Origin of the sequence: Nostoc paludosum FACHB-159, from assembly GCF_014698835.1 — a bacterium.
In the GTDB taxonomy this organism is placed as follows: domain Bacteria; phylum Cyanobacteriota; class Cyanobacteriia; order Cyanobacteriales; family Nostocaceae; genus Nostoc; species Nostoc paludosum.
On record NZ_JACJTU010000003.1, the window covers coordinates 100,659 to 120,102 of the forward strand.

A 19,444-nucleotide genomic window follows, 5' to 3' on the forward strand; every position below is an offset into this window, starting at 1 on the left:
TCCCTAGTTCCAGCAAAATAATTGATTTATTACAATTACTTAATTGCAATAAATCAATCTTTCTCAATTGTTCGGTAAAAATTCTTAAAACCTTTGATATTGTTTTTCAGAGCATTCTCGATTGATCCTCCTGAAACCATCAAACGCACTTCGCGATTAATAGGCCACAAGTAGTCGAGATTTTCTAAAAATTCACGCAGACTGGATAATAGATGATTGTGTATCTTCAAATTAACATGGAAACCTTCATGTTCATAGCACAGGCACTTTTCTAGCCAATAAATTGCCTCTTTCTGTGACATATCAAACACAGGACTCTGCAATATCTTCATAACAAACTTTATGATATTTCTATCACTCTCAAACCGATTGGATATGATTCCAGAGAGACTATTGAGATTTTCATATTGGATCTGTAACACAGATAAATTGGCTATGATTTTTTCGTATGCCGATGGTTCGGGAAGATATTTATAGAAGTCTCTTCCCATAAACAAAGAAGTTGTTGTATGAAAAGCTTCATCTAAAAAATGATAGTGGGATATTTGTGTCGGAGCCGGGATAAATTGATTATTTCTCCGCAATTTTTGGTAATATTTATGTATTTCAAATTCGCCATTTTTCAAGGACAGATTAGCCATGTAGCGCACAGCATAAAAATTACTAGCTAAGAATGGAGAACTTGCCCAGCCCACAGGCAAGAGTTCTCGCATTGATTGATGTCTATTTCCTGAATAGCCATTGAAAAATCCACTAGTATTAGGTAATGAAATAGATTGATCGACATATTTCGATGCCAGATTTTGAGAATAATTTTGTTTTTGTTGTTTGAGAAAGATCTTACCGATCAAATTTGCACTTGATGATAATAAATATGGTAAAACTTGGAAGTTACTGCTTGCAAACGAAAAATTATCTAAATCAGCTTTTAGCCAATTTTTAGCACCTATTAAACTTCTTAAAGTTTGGTAATTTACTTTGTAAAAACAATGAATGTGGTGACGCTCCTGTTCACTTTCATGAGCTAGCAGATTTGCTATAAATTCATAATCCTTATTTGCCTTTCTCAAGCAATCTGCTGTGATTGTATTGTAGAAAATCACCTCCATTTCACTATCAGCAACTATTTTGTAAGAGCCAAGCCAATGAAGATGGTTAAGAGCTATTTTTTGAGCTAAAGAAGCCTGTTGATAGAGTGGGGTTCCATAAAGAATTGACTGCTGCGGCTCACTCCAGTAGCAATCACTGTTACTCTGGTAACTAAAATTTTTATCTAATTCTTCTATTTTTTCAGTGTAGTCAGATTCAAGATTATTATTATAGTTCTTTTTCAAAACGGGGAGACTTTTGTTAACTCTGGATTTTGGCGAATCATTGGTGAGAACTGTCATAAGATGCTGTTACTGTGTAGTTGATTGAGCGTTATTAGTTGCTGAGTAGATGAAAATATTACAGCTTTTTTCACTTGGTGTTAGTACACTCTGGTGAAGAAATTGGGCTAGGCGTTAGGGACTAGAATGGTGTATTCCATCCACCACATGAAAATCGCTATAAATAAATTAGAGGCTATTTAAGTTGCTAGGCAAAACTGCTTCGCTTTATTAGAAATTTTCTAAATATTTTTTAACTGCCCTTAGCTATATGATTTGCTAGGGTAGCTATTGTTGAATAATTGTAAATTAAAGTTGGATCTAGCTCTTGACCTAGCCAATCTCCTAAGTCGCCGCTTAAAAATACCGCTGCCGATGAATCTAGTCCATAGCGTTCAAAAGGCTTTTTAACATCTATTTGATCGGGTGCAACTTCTAGTAAATTTGACAAATAATTAACTAACCATTCTTGGACTTTTGCTGCTGTTAATTGACCGAGTTGTTCGTTTTTTGTTTGGTCTTGGAATACTTGAGTCATTTTACAAACCTCGATTTTTAGGATATGTATGTTTGCTGGAAATTTCGGATTTAGTTACTGAGTATTTTTGTACTTGATGTTAACACGTTTGGAATAATAATCAATGGAATAATTTTTTATTCGGCCTCCAAATTGGAGTTTAGACTAATTTTATCCAGAAAATTGCCAAACCCTTATCCAGAAAGGCTTTGATGATTTATACGCTTGTTTAGATTCCGAAGTTTAAAATGCTTGCTACACAAGGGTTGTAGCCTTAAAACAAGAATTTAGTCTAAACTACAGTCCAAATTGATAAAACTTAATTTTTTTAGCTTAATTTTAGCTTCAGCTTCCGGTGAAATATTTACTATTTTGGAATCACACTACCTTCCTGTACTTATGCTAGGAGGGAGTTCATATCAGATGCTAACTGTTGAAAATTATTTTGATTGTTAGGCTTTGTAGCAGAGTCCTCTACCATATTTAAACTGTGGTCTAAAAATCCCCGCCGACAACTTTGACGTTGAATCTTGCCACTAGATGTTTTGGGAATACTGCCAGGTCTGATCAAAACTGTGTCATATACTTGTAACCCGTGATTAGCTGCTACTGCCTCTGTGATATTTCCTACCACTTCGGCAACATTCAAACGTCTGATATAAACTCGTTCTACTTCTTGAACAATAACTAATCGTTGTTGTCCTTTTTGCTCTATTGTGAAAGCTGCACCACAATTTGGTCGTAGTGCTGGATGACTTTTTTGAACTGTTAGCTCAATATCTTGGGGATAATGATTTTGTCCTCGGATAATAATCACATCTTTAAGTCTTCCAGTGACGAACAACTCGCCATCTTGCAAAAAGCCTAAGTCCCCGGTGCGAAGAAACGGCCCTTCACCTGTGTCTGTTAGATAAGCTTGGAAAGTTTCTTGGGTTTGTTCAGGTCGTTGCCAATAGCCAGCAGCCACAGAAGTACCATGAACCCAAATCTCTCCTACTTTGCCATCTGGACATTTAGTTAAATTTGTGGGGTCAGCGATCGCAATTTTTTCATCTAACCAGGTGCGACCACAGCTGACTATGATTTTAGTCCCTTCTTTTGGTTTGGCAACTTCTACCACATGATTTTCTTCAAGGGCTGCACCATCAACTGAATACAGAACCGGCAAAGTTGTTTTTAATCCCCCAGTAATAAATAAAGTTGCTTCAGCCATACCGTAACAGGGGTAAAAGGCTTCGCGGCGAAAACCACAACAAGCGAAATAGTTTGCAAAGTTCTCCAGTGTCTGTGCACGCACTGGTTCTGCGCCGTTAAAAGCTACGTCCCAACTGCTTAAGTCCAGAGTCGAACGCTGTTCTGGTGTAATCTTGCTGACGCACAGATCGTAGGCAAAATTCGGGCCGCCACTGGTTGTTGCTTGGTAACGAGAAATAGCTTGCAACCACCGCAAAGGTCTTTGCAAGAAAGCCATTGGTGACATGAGAATCGATGGTGTACCCAAATACAACGACTGCAAGACATTGCCAATCAGTCCCATATCGTGGAATAAGGGCAACCAAATCACATGACTTGTTTTTTGGGTGTGTCTAAAACCTTTTGCGATCGCTATTTGGTTGCACAGCAAATTACCATGAGAAACCATCACTCCCTTGGGTGTTCCTGTAGACCCGGAAGTGTATTGCAAAAATGCCAAGCTATCACTTAAAAGCCTCGGTTGTTGCCAATCGAAACTGAGATTGTCGTCAATGTCATCGGTACTTAAGCACCTCATAGTCGCCAATTCTGCATCTTCAACGAAGCGCTTCTCCAGATTGGCTAACAAGGATTTGGTGGTCAATACGAACATTGCTTCGGCATCTGTAACGATCGCCAGCAACCTAGACAGTTTCATATTAGCCCTTGGTGGATAGGCGGGAACAGCTACCACACCGGCATACAAGCAACCAAGAAAGGCGGTAATAAATTCTAAACCTGGTGGATACAACAGTAAAGCTCGTTGGTTAGTAGCTCCAATAGACTGAAGATGAAAAGCGATCGCCCTTGCTTTTTGGTCTAATTCTTGGAAATTCAGGCTCGTTTCTTCAATTTCTCCATCTCGCAGAAAAGTATATGCTTTTTGTTGTGGCTGATTTTGCGCTCTATAGCTTAATATCTCTACTAATGTGAAAAATCTCTCTAAAGAGTTTTGCAAATCATTCAAAGGGACATTCATAAGCCAATATCTTACAGGTTAGGAAGTAACGCGAGTAAATATATTTGTTTTCAGCCTTCAACCAAGAGCTTTACCAACTTTATTGTTTATCTTTAGGCTACGAGTGCTACAAAATTCAAATGACTTGCAGGATTAGCTTTTTGGCAGACCATGTTTTTATCATCTAGCGATCTCCTTTAAATAGGCAAGGACAGTTAAGACAGTTAAGACAGTTAAACGAACATTTAAGTAAAGTTTATATAACAGCTTAGTTGCTTAACAGTAAATTCATAATACCTAGAACACGATTCACTAATGATGCTGATACCGTTGGCGAAACATTAATTAACATAAAAACGCCGATTTTACTGCGTAATACATGGAAAGGATAAGTCCACCTTTTCGTGTATTACATGGGTGAGGAAAAAATTAAGTTAGCTGCCTCAATAATCAATAAACAATGATAATCAAACAGAGGTGAAGGAGGCGAGCGTCGCTCACCTCCTCCCTCGTACAGGATTATCATTTTCATTTAAGTTATTTTGAGTATTTCAACTGATTGACAAAATGCGCTTTATTTTAATTTTTTACCAATGGGGCTATTCTATTTGAGAAACTAAAGGCTTGATTGTTGCACAAGCACAATGCACCGCCAAAACACCTGTAAATTAAGCTTTTACATCGTTTGACTAGGTTAACACCGCTGATAAGTAGCTGTCATGGGTGAGGCTAATTTACACTGGAATAGGAGAATGTGTCGTTAATTGATTGAGACTTCAAAGGCTGGGGAGTTTATTGATACCTTCTCGATACTGCTTATGAACTACTTACCTTGTGTGGTAAAACTTAATTTAAATTCTGTCAGTTACTAATGGAGTTGATGAGAATGAACTTTATACTTTTTGTCTTAGCAGTGGTTTATGCAGGAGGCGCTTGGAAATTTTGGACTGGATTTGGGCGGACTAATTTTAATCCAAGTTTGACCAATCGCATTGGTTTATCTCTGCTATGGCCAGCTTTGTTTATTACTAATCAATCCTATCGTCGAAACTTTAGAAAGGCATTAAAGGGCTAGATTTAAGTTATCTTAAGTGGACGGGGATATATAGTAGAATTCAGAATTAAAACAGAGTTTCTAAGTAGCTTAGACAGCCAGTTTTTGTACTTCACTTTCTTTGAAATCTGCTGTACATCTTAATATACATCTAACCTACAACCCCCCTTTCCCACTAGGAAAGGGGGGTTGATTCTACTCATCCTAAAAGGAGAGAATTAGGGAAGGGATAATTTCCTAACATTTATTTACCATTGGTGAGAAGATGGATTGCTCCACCCACCGCGGCACCATCGATCGCATTGCCGAGGGTGTCTTTGCGATCGCCAGTAATTACGCCAGTTAAGGCACTAGCACCTGCACCAACACCGACATCTTGAGCGGCATTGCGATGACGGCGATCGCCTCTGAGTCCATTTGCACCGTTGACCGCTGCACCAGTGGCACCACCTTTAACAGCATTACCTAAGAAATCTCCATTTCCCCTAATAGCTCCGGTTACCACATTGGTAGCAGCCCCGATACCGATATCACGTAGTACTCGATCGTCGGCAGAAGCTTGTTGAGCTGGTACTAAAGTAACACCAGCTAAACTTGCAGCCATGAGGCTGGGTAAAAGTGTGCGTTTTAGGATTGTATTCATTATGTTACCTTCTCAAAACATCAAACAATTGAATAAAGTTCAAAGTTACTGGGGTCAGACAAAATCTGATTTTTTCGTTTGGACAACAGCAACTATTTATTGTTTGAGAACACATACATCATGACATTTACAAAATCATAATTACTTCTACTCAAAGCATGAAGTTATATTCAGTCTAGAGAAGGCCTTGGCTATTTATTAGGTCATTCTAGCGACTACACATTGACAAAATAAATTAAATATACAGTAGGGTTTTGCCGACATGAAAGTTTGATTTTTGATGGTAAACCACGTAGTGTTTACCGTATCTATCTCAAGGTAGTCGCCAAAACGATTAAACTAACTCATCGGGGTTAATGTTTAATTCTCTGAGCTTAGCAGCCAAGCGTTGCGATCGCTCCCATCCTGTCTGTAGCAAATTGCCTTGATCATCCCACCAGCGCAACCAAGGTAATTCTAGATTCTGATAGCGACCTTGCCAAATTCCTAATTCTACACCCATCGGTTCAATAGGATAATGTCCGCGATCGTTTGCAGGTATTAGCTGATATTCACCTCTGAGCAATTGATACACCTCGACACTAGCTTTCTTAACTTCATAAATGCCATAAAAGGGAACTCTAATTGCTTGTTCATAAACCCAAAACTTACCCGTAATTGGTGTTTTGTCTCGTTCTTCCTTACCATCACCAGAGACGAATTCCAATACAATCAGCGGTGCAACGTATTCTTGCCACAATACATAAGAACGGCGTACTTGACCATTTAAAGTCGGTGGGACATGTGGTACATAAAACCAGTCTGGTGCTTCGGCGCCTTTTTCTGGCGGTTCAGTAATTCGCCAATAGATACCGCTATCTTGACCGATACAATATTGTTCATCAGGGTGTAGCTTCTGCAAGATTGGTTCAATTGAATCTGTCAGCAATATGCTTTGAGGATGTTCTTGCAGATTTTTCACAAAAGTGCCGTCGGATTCTGGTAGCTGCGTATGGTCTGGTAGGGTTGATTCAACGCCGAGTGGTGTTTGTGCTGAGGTCATGGAAACCTCCTAAATGTGGGAGTTAATAAGTAATATGGCATTTTTTATAATTGTTTGCGGACTTATCAATGCAATTATTCCTAATATATGTTACAAACAGTACATTCTATAGTTGATACATCAAACTAATCCAGCTAAGCGAAGTTAAATATTTTTGGAGGTAAGATAAATGCCAACTAACGATAGCATAGTTCTTGATACTATTCTTGAGCAAAAAAAGAGTCAGATTGCCGATTGTCTACGCGATGATGAGTATTTTGAAATATTCACCTTTGAGCAGATTTTGAAAAAATATGACCTTTCTTATGAAGAGTTAATATCTGGAAAAATAGGAGCAGGTGATGATGGAGGAATTGATGGATTTTTCACATTTATTAATGGGGAAATTCTCGATAAGGATACTAATTTAAAAAATTTTAAAAGATATCCATTGATAGAACTATTTTTAATTCAATCTAAGCGTTCACCCTCATTTTCCGAAACTGCTGTTGAACATGTAATTAGATCGGCAATGAATATATTTAATTTAGACAATGATCTATCCATTCTCAAAAAAACTTATAATTCTGAGCTTATTGATGCAATCTCATCTTTTAGAGAAACTTACCTTGAATTAATCTCAATTCATCCTAGCTTAAAGATTATTTACATATATGCTAGTAAAGGTGAGACACAAAATATTCATAAAAAAGTATATCATAGTGCAGATAACCTTAAAGAAACAATTCTGAATTGTTTCAGAGGAGCGACAGTCAATATACAATTTATTGGTGCACGTGAATTAATTGATGCTTCTCGATTAGAAAAAAATTATAATTTAAAACTTAAATTCATAGAAAATTATATTTCTAGAAGCGAAGATAATTATATTGTACTAGCTACGTTAAAAGATTATTATGAATTTGTTACAGATGAAAATAACGAATTGAGACAATATATATTTACTTTCAATGTACGCGATTACCAAGGCAATGTAGAAGTCAATAAAGATATTCAAAAAACGCTTGAATCAGATAATGAATTAGACTTTTGGTGGCTTAATAATGGTATAACTGTTTTATCATCTAAAGCCACAGTTGCTGGTAAAATTATTAGTCTTGATGACGTACAGATTGTTAATGGGCTACAAACAACTAATACAATTTATAAATATCTAAAAAATCACTCAAACGATAATGAAAAAGATAAAAATAGAGCTATTTTGGTAAGAATCATAGCAACAAATGATACAGAATCTATAAATCGTATTATCAAAGCGACTAATTTTCAAACTCCTATACCACCCGCTTCATTAAAAGCAACCGATCCAATTCAATCAGATATAGAAAATTACTTTTTAAGTAAAGGTTGGTACTATGATCGCCGCAAAAACTACTATAAGAATATGGGCAAGCCCATTGACAGAATTATTAGCATTCCCTACTTAGCTCAAGCAGTAATGGCAATTGTTCTTCGTGAACCTAATATTTCTAGATCTAGACCATCTTCAATTATAAAAACAGATAGCGACTATAAACGTGTATTCAAGGAAAAGTCAAACCTTGAGTTATATATGTTTTGTGTTAAAATGATGAAGCAGGTAGAATTATTTATACGCAGCACAGTTGCTGAGAAATCAAAACAAGATGATTATACTTTCTGGAAGCATACTTCCCCACTTCAGATTCTAAGTTTTCATCTGGCAATGCTTCTTGTGGTTAAGTTGCTTAGCAAAAATGACTACAATCCTACAGATGTAGAAAAACTGTTACAAGTTGAATTGAAACAAGAAATTATTAGTCAAACACTATTTGAATTAATTCAGTTGATAGATGGATACGTAAATTCTCGACCGTCATTATCAATTAATACAATTGTTAAACAAAAAGAGTTCGTTACATATTTGTTAGAAAACGTAAATTTATCTAGTATTGAGTAATTAACTAACTCTTCATTAATCTTGAATTTCTTAAAGTTATCGTACATTCAAGGGTTTAAGACCCCTACGTCTACACGTAGCATATTTGGAGTAGGGGTTTAAATCCCCGACTCCAAATGTCTTTAATTTTGAATTTTGAATTTTGATTTGTTAACGCTTTCTTCTTATGATACACAACTTAAGATTCTATTATTGCCCAATTTTCTAAAGTCAATCCCTGCACTCTGAGCAAATCATAATCATTAGATACTACAATTAAACCGCGTGCGATCGCAGTAGCCGCAATCAATATATCTTGTTCTTGTATCTTTAAACCCCTGCGTTGTAAGTCCACATGAATCTCGCAGGCTTTTTCAATAATTTCTATATCATCTAAAAATAAAACTTCATATTTTCTAGAAAATTCATTGAACTCTGCTAACTGCCTCGTGGCATTTGCATATAAAAGCCCTCTTTTAACTTCATAATAAGTTATACAACTGATGAAAAGTTCTTGTCCTGAAAGATTAGCATCCCGTAGTTTACTAGTAACATCTGCATTTTTCCTCAGAATATAACTAACAATATTCGTATCTAATAAATAAGTCACTCGATCTATTTTCGCTTTACTGCTTCATCGTACATTTTGATTTGCTCCGGCGTCAAATCATTTAACGTACCAGAAACAGCTTCTAAGACAAGAATCTTATCAATTCTGCGTGTCAGTTCATGCTCCGTAATAGCTTTCATTTCTTCTGGTGAAAACTGGTCAAACATATTTACTAACATTTTTATCATTTCTTGTTTGCCTAATTTCAATTTATATAGATTATTATCTCGAAACAATTTTTCTACAATTGGTAATATTCGGGCAATCAAGATATCTCTTTGGCTTGAAGTTTCCTGCATAACTTTCTCCCAATGATTTACTAAATTACTTCAATTATAAACAATTATCCTCAGCGAACCTCCGCGTTGACCTCAGCGAACCTTTGCGTTTAAAAAACAAAAAAAGGGGGGCAAGATGCCCACCCTACAAAAGATTAAAACAATATTCTGTTGCTATTAACCCAATAATTGCTTAGCCTTGGCTAACACATTATCAACGCTAAAACCAAACTTCTCTAAACAAACACCACCAGGAGCGGAAGCACCAAAGCGATCGATACTAACGATGTCGCCTTCAGTACCTACATACTTGTGCCAACCGAAGCTAGAGCCAGCTTCTACAGCCAAGCGCTTGGTAACAGCTTTCGGCAATACAGACTCTTTATAAGCTGCGTCCTGTGCTTCAAACAAATCCCACGCAGGTAGAGAAACAACACGGACTTTCTTGCCTTCGGCTGTGAGTTTCTCGGCTGCGGTGACAGCGAGGTTCACTTCTGAACCAGTGGCAATTATGATTAACTCTGGTGTACCGTCGGAATCCACCACTGTGTAACCTCCCTTGGTAACGCCTTCAATGGAAGTACCTGCCAAGTTGGGGACGTTTTGACGGGTGAATGCTAACAAAGTAGGAGCATTTTGCTTTGCTCTTTCGATCGCCACCTTATAAGCACCAGAGGTTTCTGTTCCGTCTGCGGGACGAATCACCGTCAGGTTAGGAATAGCCCGCAGGGAAGCTAGGGTTTCGATGGGCTGGTGGGTTGGGCCATCTTCACCTTGTCCAATGGAATCGTGAGTCATCACCCAAATCACCCCAGCTTGAGACAGGGCAGATAGGCGGATAGCAGCACGCATGTAGTCTGTGAAGATTAAGAAGGTTGCACCGTAAGGAATTAATCCCGAACCGTGCAGCGCGATACCATTACAGATGGCGCCCATACCGTGTTCCCGGACACCAAAGTGGATGTTGGGGTTTTGGTATTGCCCTTTTTGGAAGTCACCTTTACCCTTGATTTCAGTAAGGTTAGAGTGAGTCAAGTCAGCAGAACCACCGATTAACTCAGGTAAAACTGCTGCTAGCTTGTTGAGACAGGTTTCCGAGTGTTTGCGGGTAGGTAGTGCCTTGTCTTCTGCGGTGTAGGTGGGTAATACTTTATCCCAACCATCAGGCAATTTGCTAGTTACGTAGCGTTCAAATTCGGCTGCTTCTTGGGGATACTTAGCTTTGTAGTCAGCAAATGCTTTGTTCCACTGGTCTTCGTAGCCTGCGCCGCGTTCAACTGCTTTGCGTGTATGGTCAAGAACGTCTTGAGGAATTACAAATGGCTCGTATTCCCAACCCAAATTTTTACGAGTCAGTGCTACTTCGTCTCCACCCAAGGCAGCACCGTGAACGCCAGCGGTGTTTGCTTTGTTGGGGGAACCGTAACCGATGGTGGTTGTTACCTTAATAAAAGAAGGTTTATCGGTGACAGCTTTGGCTGCTTCAATGGCATCGGCGATCGCTCCAAGGTCAGTGTTACCTTCTTTGACGTGTTGGACATGCCAACCGTAAGCTTCAAACCGCTTGGAAACATCTTCGGTGAATGCCACATCTGTGGAACCGTCGATGGAAATGTGGTTGTCGTCGTACAGAGCGATGAGTTTGCCTAATCCCAAGTGTCCTGCGAAAGAACAAGCTTCACCGGAAATACCTTCCATGTTGCAACCGTCACCCAAAATTACGTAGGTGTAATGGTCAACAATGTTGGCATCGGGTTTGTTGTATTTAGCGGCGAGGTGTGCTTCTGCGATCGCCAAACCGACTCCGTTGGCAATTCCTTGACCTAGTGGCCCGGTGGTAACTTCCACGCCTGCGGTCATAAAGTTTTCTGGGTGTCCGGGAGTTTTTGATTCCCATTGACGGAATTGCTTGATATCTTCAATCGATACGCTGTCGAAGCCTGCTAGGTAGAGTAGGGCATACTGCAACATCGAGCCATGGCCGGCGGACAAAACAAAGCGATCGCGGTTAAACCATTTGGGATTTTTGGGGTTAAACCGCAAAAAGCGATCCCATAGTACAAAGGCCATGGGAGCCGCGCCCATCGGCAGCCCTGGGTGTCCCGATTTTGCCTTTTCTACGGCGTCAATAGCCAAGAAGCGGATCGAGTTAATACAAAGTTCTTCGAGGGATTGGGTTGCAACAGCCATAATATGATTGTTTTTAACGACGGGTTAGCACTCTTTGAGCTTCTCACTCTTACTGGGTTGATTTTTCACAGTTAACAGTTAACAGTTAACAGTTAACAGTTTTATTCCTTGGGTTTGAGTTTCCCATATAAGCGTGGTAACTGTTCATTGATAACTGAACACCGATCAAAATTCCCACAGTATCCTCATCATCCCATTCCCGATTGTCGATGGACAAGCGGGATGTCCTGAGTTTCTGGTGATAAATCAAGCTGATAATTGGGTCATGTTGAACCCTTGGCTTATACCAGAATGATATTTATGGTACTTTCGGCATGGGGCATTGGGCATGGGGAGATGAGGGAGAAAAAGAACTCCTAAATTCTGACTCTTGAATTCTGATTCCTGACTCCTGAATTCTGACTTTTTTTACAGGTATTTCTTAAAGGCTAGTGTGACATTATGACCGCCAAATCCGAAAGAATTCGATAGTGCCACTTCAACTTTTTGAGTGCGGCTAGAGTTTGGTACGTAATCTAAGTCACATTCTGGATCGGGATTTTCGAGGTTGATTGTTGGGGGAATTCGGTCGTTGGCGATCGCTAGTACTGTTGCTACTGCTTCAATACCTCCAGAGCCGCCCAATAGATGACCTGTCATGGATTTGGTGGAACTGATTGCCACTTTATAGGCATGTTCTCCGAAAGCTTTTTTGATGGCTGAGGTTTCAGTTGAATCGTTAGCTGGGGTGCTGGTGCCGTGAGCATTGATGTAGCTAACTTGTTCGGGAGTTAATCTTGCATCCTTGAGAGCCAATTCTATGGCTCTAGCTGCGCCTAGTCCGCCAGGTACGGGGGAGGTAATGTGGTAAGCGTCACAGGTCATGCCATAGCCGATCATTTCGGCATAAATGTGAGCGCCGCGACTGATGGCGTGTTGCAGTTCTTCTAGAATTAAAATTCCTGCACCTTCACCTAAAACAAAGCCGTCGCGATCGCGGTCAAAGGGGCGGCAAGCATGTGCTGGGTCGTCATTACGAAAAGAAAGCGCCTTGCACGCAGCAAATCCAGCCACAGACAATGGTGTGACAGCCGCCTCTGTGCCGCCGCAAATCATTGCTTGGGCATATCCCCCTTGAATTAAGCGAAAAGCATCTCCAATGGCGTTGGAACCTGCGGCGCAGGCAGTTACAGCACAGGAATTCGGCCCTTTAGCACCTGTATGAATTGCTGTTAGCCCTGCTGCCATATTGGCAATCATCATTGGTATCATGAATGGACTACAGCGATCGGGCCCGCGGTTGAGGTAGACAGTTTGCTGATCTTCTAATACTTTGATGCCACCGACGCCAGAACCAATCATGACACCCACCTGTTCCGCGTTTAAGTCATTGATAACTAACTGCGCGTCAGATATAGCTTGTTTTGCTCCTGCAACCCCAAATTGAGCAAATCGATCCATCCGCTTGGCCTCTTTGCGCTCCAAGTAATCATGTGGATCGAAGTTTTTCACTTCACCAGCAATGCGGCAATCATGGCGAGACGCATCAAAAAATGTGATGTAGTCAATGCCATTGCGTCCACTCAATAATCCATCCCAATACTCTGTTGCTGTGTTACCAATAGGTGTAATCGCGCCAACACCAGTTACAACAACGCGTTTACGTGTAAGATCTGTCATGATTCAGTTAAAGGTGGCGAAAAAGCGAAAAGTCAAAGCTAAGGCTTGCGGCCTAGACGCCTGTTGGCGCAGCCTCTCGTAGAGAAGGGCAGCTTGTCGTCAGACATCTGTTAGCGCAGCGTTCGCGCAGCGTCTCGTAGATAAAAACGAGCGTCACTTTTCAAGACGAATTAGGCAAAAAATTCTCTATTACCGACTAGGTACTGGTGACTAGGTGCGAGAGAAAAATCTTCCCAATCCCCAATCCCCAATCCCCAACTCTTAATTAAGCTGATGTGGTAACTTTGTTGCTAATGTAATTTACAGCGTCTTGAACTGTTAAAATTCCTTCGGCAGCTTCGTCAGGAATTTCAATATCAAATTCTTCTTCCAAAGCCATTACTAATTCAACGGTATCTAAGGAATCAGCGCCTAAATCTTCCATAAATGTGGATTCCGGTTTAATTTCGGTATCCTCCTTAAGGCTAAGTTGTTCAGCAACGATTTTTTTAACTTTGTCAAAAAGTTCCGTTTGGCTCATGGATATAAAGTCCTCAACTAATTGCTAGGATCTGCTCATTATAGGAGACATTTTTTTGAGCATATACAATCTTATCGTCAAGCGCGATCGCCCGTACACTTCTGTTAGAAAACTCTTGCCCTGATTCAAAAGAATCGCTGAGTTTTGTCTTTGAACAGTTGAACACTAAGGCGTGGTACGCCATCGCTAACATCATGTAAATGCTTTTGTTTTCCGATTGATTATTGTCTAGAGCGATCGCTCTAACCCAAACTATAGTTATATGCTATCTCAGACACTGAAATACGCTTACTTTCCTGGCTGTGTTGCCCAAGGAGCATGTCGGGAACTTTATCAGTCAACTCAAGCCCTGACTCAAGCACTGGGTATTCAACTAGTTGAACTTAAAAAAGCTGCTTGCTGTGGTTCCGGCACCTTTAAAGAAGATTCCCAACTGCTGGAAGATACAGTCAACGCCAGAAATATTGCCCTAGCAGAAGAATTAAATCTGCCGTTGCTCACCCATTGCAGTACTTGTCAAGGTGTTATCGGTCACGTCAACGAACACCTGAAGGAATGCCAAACTACTAACCCTAACTACATTGAACAGGTTAATGGCTTGCTGCACAAAGAAGGCTGTTCGCCCTATCGTGGCAGCACTGATGTTAAACATCTCCTCTACGCCTTGGTAACAGATTACGGTTTAGAGGAAATTACCAAACGTGTGACTCGGAAATTAACTGGATTAAAATGCGCGGCTTTTTATGGCTGTTATCTTCTGCGCGCTCAAAAGTCCATGCCTTATGACGATCCTTTCCAACCAGAAGCGATGGAAAATGTTTTTCGGGCGGTGGGTGCAACACCAATTTATTACCGAGGCCGGACACAATGTTGTGGTTGGCCGCTTTCTAGTTATGCCACTACCCAATCTTTCAAGATGGCGGGGATGCATATTCAAGAAGCCTTAGCTTTAGGTGCTGACTGTATGGTTACACCTTGTCCTTTGTGCCATTTAAATTTAGATTCCCGCCAGCCAGAGGTAGAAAAGGTAATCGAACAAAGGCTAGGTTTACCAGTGTTACATTTACCCCAGTTGATTGCTTTAGCTGTTGGAGTCAGTCCAAAAGAACTGGGTTTAGAACGTCACATTGTTTCTACAAAGCCAGTGTTAGAGAAATTGGGTTTTTAGTTGAAAATTGTCCAAGTTTCGAGTTCTAAACTTTAATTGTCGAATTCAGAACTTGAATGTTGCTGTTTTTGTTTAAATTAAAGATGGGCTATGGTAGCACAGCTGTGCTACCATACTAAACCGCAATTAATCCGCACCGAAGCGATCGCGGAACTCATCAGCTAAGGCATCACCAGCAGCCCCCACCAGTTTACCAACAATGGGATGAATTACAACCCCAGTTACTGCCCCCGAAAGGCTGGGCAAGTTCTTAATAAACCATTTTTTGACGTATGCCATTGTATCTAAATCGGGTTGTTTGGCAGTGACGGCTTCTTCTAGTTCTACCACCCGTTGTAAAGCAGCTTCTTTTTTTTCTGGGGGTGCTTCTGACTCTACTTGTCCTTTGACGTTAGCCAGTAACCGCCGCAATACGGCTAAATCATCTTCTGTGACTTCTGGCTGTGGTACAGAAGTGATAGTTTGGTCTTGACTGATTTGTTTGCCTACGGCTACTTGTCCGCTAACACCACCGGAGATGTTAGCACTGATATTGTCTCCAGCTTTTTGTTCTTCATTCATGGTGTTTTACCTGCAAACTCAAAGTGTTTTGTGATTCTCTAATACCAAATCCCGTTCTGTAACCCCTGTTTCTTCTCTCCCTGGCTTCTGTGCTTTTTTAAAACAGACCAGTCAATTAGGAATTTCTATAATCTCGGTTGAACTGATTTTCACGGTAACCGTAGCCTCATCAGTTGCGCCATTAGCATCCTGAATTTTGTAAGTAAATGTATCTGTAACGTTGGAAACTTTAGGATTTACTATATAACCCAAAGTTCCATTTTTATTTCCACGGACAACTTTGCCATATTGACCTTGAGTGAATTCAATAATTCTGAGTTGCTGTGGATTACCACTAGGTTCAATGTCATTACTTAGCACATCGATACTAACTATACCATTAGGTTTTGTGTCTCGTTGGTCGTCAACTGCTTGGAGTTTTGGTCTAGATGGTGCTACCGTCACCTGCACAGTAGCCGTTACCGTGGCACCTCTAGCATCGCGAATGGTGTAAGTGAAAGTATCTTCACCAGAAAAACCGCGATTAGGCTGATAAATCAGGCTTTTCGGGTCATCTGCACGTGAGATTCTGCCATTAGTTCCTTGTGTAAAACTAATAATGTTAATGGCATCGCCATCTGGGTCGCGATCGTTATTTAATACAGGAATAGTAACTCGCTCAAAGTAGCCAGTCTGTGATGTATCGGCATTTGCGACTGGAACTTGGTTAGCCTGTTGTCCTACTGTCACCTTCACTGTAGCCGTTGCCGTTGCACCGTTAGCATCCTGAATCGTGTAAGTGAATGTATCTTCACCAGAAAAATCACGGTTTGGCTGATAAATCAGGCTTTTTTGGTCATTAGCGCGTGATACTCTACCATTACTTCCTTGTGTAAAATTACTGATGTTAATCACATCGCCATCTGGGTCGCGATCGTTATTTAATACAGGAATAGTTACTGGTTGAAAGTAGCCAGTCTGGGATGTATCGGGATTTGCGACTGGAACTTGGTTAGCCTGTTGTCCTACTGTCACCTTTACAGTAGCCGTTGCTGTAGCATCGTTAGCATCCTGAATCGTGTAAGTGAATGTATCTTCACCTGAGAAACCACGACTGGGCTGATAAATCAGAATTTTTGGGTCATCAGCGCGTGATACTCTGCCATTAGTTGCTTGCGTAAAATTACTGATATTAATGGCATCGCCGTCTGGGTCGCGATCGTTGTTTAATACAGGAATAGTTACTGCTTGAAAGTAGCCAGTCTGTGATGTATCGGGATTTGCGACTGGTGCTTGGTTTGGCTGTTGTCCTACCGTCACCTGCACAGTAGCCGTTGCTTTAGCACCTTTAGGATCTTCAATAGTATAAGTGAATCTATCTTCACCAGAAAAACCACGGTTGGGCTGATAAATCAGACTTTTTAGGTCATCTGCGCGTGAGACTCTGCCATTCGTTCCTTGTGTAAAATTACTGATGTTAATCACATCGCCATCTGGGTCGCGATCGCTGTTTAATACAGGAATAGTTACTGCTTGAAAGTAGCCAGTCTGGGATCTATCAGGATTTGCTATTGGTGCTTGGTTATTTGAACTAAAACCCTCACCCGTTAGCTGCACAAGATGTGGTTTATCAGTGGTATTGTCAGTAATACTGAGGTTAGCATTACGCTTGCCGATATCTGTAGGTTGAAAGCTGATGCTGAGAGTACAGTTTGCTTGCGGTTGGATAGAATCTTGAGAGCAGGTGTTATTGGCAATTGTAAAATCATTAGACTCACTGCCAATGATTTCAATTTTTCTTGTGATTTTTAACAGTCCTGAGCCGCTGTTTTGAAGGGTAAGAGTTTGCGGTTGGCTAGGAAGTTTCACCTGTTGACGGCCAAAGTTGAGGTTATCGGGGCTAAGGCTGAGGCGGGGTGTCGGTCGAAACAACAAAGACCAAACGAACCATCCTGTTAAGCCCACGAGCAAAAGGGCGAGGAAAGTTTTCAGCCAAAATGAAGTTGCTTCAATCTGCGGTGATGTAGTTGGTATTGTAAGGAGATTGAGATTGTGACGGGTCACAGCTGCGCCAATTTCATCACCCAAGGACTCGCGGATTTGTAAGGCTTGAGTCAGGTAATTTTCGGCTGTGGTCGTATCCTCTAAACAGAGGGCGCGACTACCCAATTGATGCAAAGCCCAAGCTTCGGCCGCTTTGTCCCCCATTGCTTGGGCTGCTTGCAGTCCCCATTGCAATAATTTTTCCCATAAACCCCATTGCTTACTCAAAGCAAAAGCGCCCTCTACAGCTTTCACTAACTGCAAAATCTCTGCCCACCGCCCAACCCCAACCGCCCAGATCAAGGTTTGGAAAATTGCATCGGTTTCAGCTAACAAAAGACTATGTGCTGTTTGATACTGCTGTGTCCAATGTCTGAAATATTCAAGAGCGTTCTCTCGCCACGGCGTTAAATCCCAGTCTTGTTGTATAGCTTCAACTAGGCTTTGATTGAGACTGTAGCGATCGCCTTCCATTTCAACCAAATTCGACTTGACTAAGGTCTTCAAAATCACCTCAGTATCCGGTAACTTACTCATAGCTGCGGCCTGTGTCATCAACAGCGCTACACCACCCAAGGCAGCTAAAACCGCTAATATCACCAATTGCGGCTTTGTTTGTAATTTTAAAATCTGCTTGATTAGCGAGTTACTTCGTTGAGAGGACTGGAGTTGCTGGACTACCTCGCTAAGCGATCGCTGTTCTTCTTGCACAGTTGCGATCGTTAGAATCAATTGTAGAGGATGCCCCTCTAAAACAGTGCAAAGAGTTTCTGCTAGCTTTTGTTCTTGAGTGGTTAGCTGGCGTTGCAGTTCCCTTTCAACCAAGGTGATAGCATCTTGAATTGGCAGTCCTACCAATTTCATTCCTTGTCCCTCTCCCCAGAGGTGACGTTCTGGAGAAGCTAACAGAAAGGTGCAACCAGGAGTAGCATCGAGCAGTTCTGCAAGATCCTCCCGTGTTAATTTTTGATCGTCGAGGATGATTAAAGCTTGTTTATTTTGTAGAGCTTGGCGGATTTGGGTATTAGTTGGTTTGTAGGCAATATCGGTTTCGTAGAATGCTTCAAAAAAACATTGCAGTAGGTCAGCTACAGTTTGATGACGTACAGTAAAACTGATTGCCCCATCAGCAAAAGCCCCACTAATTTGGGGATGATAAGCTAAATAACGCAGCAGAACTGACTTGCCTAAACCAGCTGCGCTGTAAAACTCTACCGATTGCCTAGATTCTAGAGTAGCGATCGCACTTTTTATCTCATCCTTGCGCCCAATCAACTCTGGAAAGGGACGCGGTAATAAAAAGACTGGTGTCGCAATAGCTTTTTGCCGTGGTTGCTCTTGTGGTGAGGCAATGTTCACTACACCGCCGTGGACTGAACCAATCTGAATAATGCGACTCCCAACGGCTATTTGACCACTAATTTCTCCTTGAATTTGGGCTGTAATATTAGAAGTCATCGAAGAAGCTTAATTTATTATTTATCTACCGCGTGACAAATAGCAAAATTAGAAAATTAACCTAAAAAGATTAAGATACTCAATCTTAGATGACTTATATTTTGGCAGTTTTTACATACTGTGGAAGTACCCTAGAGGGTACTTTATTTTTCTTTTGAGAAAGATATTTTATGAATTTAGTTTTGGTTAAAGGGTAAATATTTTTCTTTCTATTCGCTTTGCCCTTTTGCCCTTAAGGGATTACCAAAAAAATTATCCAATCTT

General features: G+C 40.8%; 15 protein-coding genes. 3 read left to right on the forward strand and 12 right to left on the reverse strand.

Translation table 11 applies throughout. The features are described 5' to 3' along the window. Positions 1-53 precede the first annotated feature (53 nt). From H6H03_RS04255 to H6H03_RS04265, 3 genes are all read right to left on the reverse strand, one after another. Positions 54-1,391, reverse strand: a complete 1,338-nt coding sequence (locus H6H03_RS04255; protein ID WP_190953902.1) for a diiron oxygenase — start codon at positions 1,389-1,391, stop codon at positions 54-56. A 232-nt stretch (positions 1,392-1,623) separates the two neighbouring features. After that, entirely contained in the window at positions 1,624-1,908 is a 285-nt protein-coding gene (locus H6H03_RS04260; RefSeq protein WP_190953903.1) for an acyl carrier protein, read from the reverse strand. Between the two features lie 376 nt (positions 1,909-2,284). Then, positions 2,285-4,099, reverse strand: a complete 1,815-nt coding sequence (locus H6H03_RS04265) for a fatty acyl-AMP ligase (RefSeq protein ID WP_190953904.1) — start codon at positions 4,097-4,099, stop codon at positions 2,285-2,287. An 865-nt stretch (positions 4,100-4,964) separates the two neighbouring features. Between H6H03_RS04265 and H6H03_RS04270 the strand changes: the two genes are divergently transcribed. Beyond that, positions 4,965-5,153 carry a hypothetical protein gene (locus tag H6H03_RS04270; protein ID WP_190953905.1) on the forward strand — a complete coding sequence of 63 codons (189 nt, stop codon included), beginning with the start codon at positions 4,965-4,967 and terminating at the stop codon, positions 5,151-5,153. A 223-nt stretch (positions 5,154-5,376) separates the two neighbouring features. Here the strand turns inward: H6H03_RS04270 and H6H03_RS04275 are convergent, their stop codons facing one another. Further along, complete coding sequence (locus tag H6H03_RS04275; RefSeq protein ID WP_190953906.1) at positions 5,377-5,775, reverse strand: hypothetical protein; 399 nt, start codon at positions 5,773-5,775, stop codon at positions 5,377-5,379. Between the two features lie 334 nt (positions 5,776-6,109). Then, positions 6,110-6,817: a Uma2 family endonuclease gene (locus H6H03_RS04280; RefSeq protein WP_190953907.1), complete on the reverse strand. Its 708-nt coding sequence runs from the start codon at positions 6,815-6,817 to the stop codon at positions 6,110-6,112. A 169-nt stretch (positions 6,818-6,986) separates the two neighbouring features. Here H6H03_RS04280 and H6H03_RS04285 point away from each other — a divergent pair, with 169 nt between their 5' ends. Then, entirely contained in the window at positions 6,987-8,735 is a 1,749-nt protein-coding gene (locus H6H03_RS04285) for an AIPR family protein (protein WP_190953908.1), read from the forward strand. Positions 8,736-8,913: 178 nt separating this feature from the next. Here H6H03_RS04285 and H6H03_RS04290 read toward each other — a convergent pair whose 3' ends face one another. From H6H03_RS04290 to acpP, 5 genes are all read right to left on the reverse strand, one after another. Then, on the reverse strand, positions 8,914-9,324 hold the full coding sequence (locus H6H03_RS04290) for a type II toxin-antitoxin system VapC family toxin (RefSeq protein WP_190953909.1): 411 nt from the start codon (positions 9,322-9,324) through the stop codon (positions 8,914-8,916). Positions 9,325-9,329: 5 nt separating this feature from the next. Next, the gene (locus tag H6H03_RS04295) at positions 9,330-9,623 is read right to left on the reverse strand and encodes a hypothetical protein (protein WP_190953910.1); all 294 of its coding nucleotides are present in this window, start codon (positions 9,621-9,623) and stop codon (positions 9,330-9,332) included. A gap of 156 nt (positions 9,624-9,779) precedes the next feature. Then, entirely contained in the window at positions 9,780-11,792 is a 2,013-nt protein-coding gene (gene tkt, locus H6H03_RS04300) for a transketolase (RefSeq protein ID WP_190953911.1), read from the reverse strand. Positions 11,793-12,200: 408 nt separating this feature from the next. Further along, the gene (gene fabF, locus H6H03_RS04305; RefSeq protein ID WP_190953912.1) at positions 12,201-13,451 is read right to left on the reverse strand and encodes a beta-ketoacyl-ACP synthase II; all 1,251 of its coding nucleotides are present in this window, start codon (positions 13,449-13,451) and stop codon (positions 12,201-12,203) included. 265 nt (positions 13,452-13,716) lie between these two features. Beyond that, entirely contained in the window at positions 13,717-13,971 is a 255-nt protein-coding gene (gene acpP / locus H6H03_RS04310; protein ID WP_190953913.1) for an acyl carrier protein, read from the reverse strand. A gap of 262 nt (positions 13,972-14,233) precedes the next feature. On the opposite strand from acpP, the gene H6H03_RS04315 reads away from it, so the two are divergent. Beyond that, complete coding sequence (locus tag H6H03_RS04315) at positions 14,234-15,139, forward strand: CoB--CoM heterodisulfide reductase iron-sulfur subunit B family protein (protein WP_190953914.1); 906 nt, start codon at positions 14,234-14,236, stop codon at positions 15,137-15,139. Between the two features lie 126 nt (positions 15,140-15,265). On the opposite strand, the gene H6H03_RS04320 is transcribed toward H6H03_RS04315, so the two are convergent. Both H6H03_RS04320 and H6H03_RS04325 read right to left on the reverse strand, forming a co-directional pair. Next, positions 15,266-15,700 (reverse strand): hypothetical protein, encoded by a 435-nt coding sequence (locus H6H03_RS04320; RefSeq protein WP_190953915.1) that lies wholly within the window; start codon positions 15,698-15,700, stop codon positions 15,266-15,268. 111 nt (positions 15,701-15,811) lie between these two features. Beyond that, entirely contained in the window at positions 15,812-19,180 is a 3,369-nt protein-coding gene (locus H6H03_RS04325; RefSeq protein WP_190953916.1) for an Ig-like domain-containing protein, read from the reverse strand. Between the last annotated feature and the right edge of the window lie 264 nt (positions 19,181-19,444).

Bases quoted from the DNA above. Each gene is read 5' to 3' on its own strand.
- H6H03_RS04255 (WP_190953902.1), bottom strand. From the start codon at position 1,391: ATGACAGTTCTCACCAATGATTCGCCAAAATCCAGAGTTAACAAAAGT.
- H6H03_RS04260 (WP_190953903.1), bottom strand. From the start codon at position 1,908: ATGACTCAAGTATTCCAAGACCAAACAAAAAACGAACAACTCGGTCAA.
- H6H03_RS04265 (WP_190953904.1), bottom strand. From the start codon at position 4,099: ATGAATGTCCCTTTGAATGATTTGCAAAACTCTTTAGAGAGATTTTTC.
- H6H03_RS04270 (WP_190953905.1), top strand. From the start codon at position 4,965: ATGAACTTTATACTTTTTGTCTTAGCAGTGGTTTATGCAGGAGGCGCT.
- H6H03_RS04275 (WP_190953906.1), bottom strand. From the start codon at position 5,775: ATGAATACAATCCTAAAACGCACACTTTTACCCAGCCTCATGGCTGCA.
- H6H03_RS04280 (WP_190953907.1), bottom strand. From the start codon at position 6,817: ATGACCTCAGCACAAACACCACTCGGCGTTGAATCAACCCTACCAGAC.
- H6H03_RS04285 (WP_190953908.1), top strand. From the start codon at position 6,987: ATGCCAACTAACGATAGCATAGTTCTTGATACTATTCTTGAGCAAAAA.
- H6H03_RS04295 (WP_190953910.1), bottom strand. From the start codon at position 9,623: ATGCAGGAAACTTCAAGCCAAAGAGATATCTTGATTGCCCGAATATTA.
- tkt (WP_190953911.1), bottom strand. From the start codon at position 11,792: ATGGCTGTTGCAACCCAATCCCTCGAAGAACTTTGTATTAACTCGATC.
- fabF (WP_190953912.1), bottom strand. From the start codon at position 13,451: ATGACAGATCTTACACGTAAACGCGTTGTTGTAACTGGTGTTGGCGCG.
- acpP (WP_190953913.1), bottom strand. From the start codon at position 13,971: ATGAGCCAAACGGAACTTTTTGACAAAGTTAAAAAAATCGTTGCTGAA.
- H6H03_RS04315 (WP_190953914.1), top strand. From the start codon at position 14,234: ATGCTATCTCAGACACTGAAATACGCTTACTTTCCTGGCTGTGTTGCC.
- H6H03_RS04320 (WP_190953915.1), bottom strand. From the start codon at position 15,700: ATGAATGAAGAACAAAAAGCTGGAGACAATATCAGTGCTAACATCTCC.
- H6H03_RS04325 (WP_190953916.1), bottom strand. From the start codon at position 19,180: ATGACTTCTAATATTACAGCCCAAATTCAAGGAGAAATTAGTGGTCAA.